Origin of the sequence: Pseudonocardia halophobica (assembly GCF_027922425.1) — a bacterium.
GTDB lineage: Bacteria > Actinomycetota > Actinomycetes > Mycobacteriales > Pseudonocardiaceae > Pseudonocardia > Pseudonocardia halophobica.
In genome coordinates this window covers 1-1014 of sequence record NZ_BSFQ01000146.1, presented here as the reverse complement: position 1 = coordinate 1014, position 1014 = coordinate 1, and the positions used below count along the sequence as shown (strand labels likewise).

Genomic DNA, 1014 nt, shown 5'->3' with positions numbered 1-1014 from the left:
AAGCGTACCACCCTTGAGTATGAGAGCTTTCTTCAAGTCTGGCGAAAGGCCGATGGCATTGAGAACAACCTCCGTGACTTGTCGATCCCGGTGAAGGGTTGGATTAGCGCGCGCGGCTTCAACCCAGACACGCAAATCCACACCGACTTTGTCGACTACAGTATCACTGGTTATGTCGTCCGAAGAGTGAGATTCCATGTTCTTCAGATGTTGAGAGAGATCATCCATTCATCCGACCAGCGCGGGACATAAGGGGCTTCAGGATCCAGCTTCTGCGATCCCCCACGTTGAGCAAAAGCACGCCATGCCTTTATCCGGTCATCCTCTACGCCCATGAGTTCTGATAGAACGTATCCTGCCCGCACCTTGGCAAGCTTCGTCGGCTGACTATCAACTGCCACTATGATTTCGTCGAGCCAGGCTTCAGCCGATGCTTCCCAAACCTCGATCGCATGCCTGATGCCGCCATGCGCTTCCGGCTCAGCAAGCATAGCGGCGAAGACATGACCAATAGGGGTGGCGCGCGTAAACCCATCTGCCAGCGGGACCGGCACAATCGGATTAGATGTCGTATGCAGATGAATGGTTCGCCGCCGCACAGCGCTCGCAGCCATGGTGACCCGGTTGAGGGGGGAAGCGTTGATCAGAGCAATGTTAGAACCGAGATCGTGGGCCATGCGCTCCTTGCGCATCCGCGACCATACCGAGGTGGATGGCGTCGTAAGGTGCAACGCAAGTGGTGCGCGATCCGTGAGTCCGTAGAGGTGCATCGCCGAAAGATGTGACACATACGCAAATGGATCAACGATACAGCAGGCGTCCTCAGCACTGGCGGATCGCGTACTTTGAACCAACCGCCAAACGCCTGCCTTGAAGTCTTCGTCTGGAACCAGCACATCCTTGCGCTCAAGATTGGATAGTAACTTCCGGCACTTAGATCGACCCCAGACTCGCGGGAACGGCTTGATAGGCAGGCGCTCCACCAAACCTTCTTCAATCATTCTATGCACAAGC

At 55.5% G+C, this 1014-nt stretch carries 2 protein-coding genes; both read right to left on the bottom strand.

Features of this window, described 5'->3' with window-relative positions; genetic code table 11:
- The coding region (locus PKE99_RS37770; RefSeq protein WP_271215059.1) for a hypothetical protein at positions 1 to 228 on the bottom strand (228 nt) is incomplete at its 3' end.
- The coding region (locus PKE99_RS37765; RefSeq protein ID WP_271215058.1) for a hypothetical protein at positions 204 to 1014 on the bottom strand (811 nt) is incomplete at its 5' end. The genes PKE99_RS37770 and PKE99_RS37765, both read right to left, overlap by 25 nt.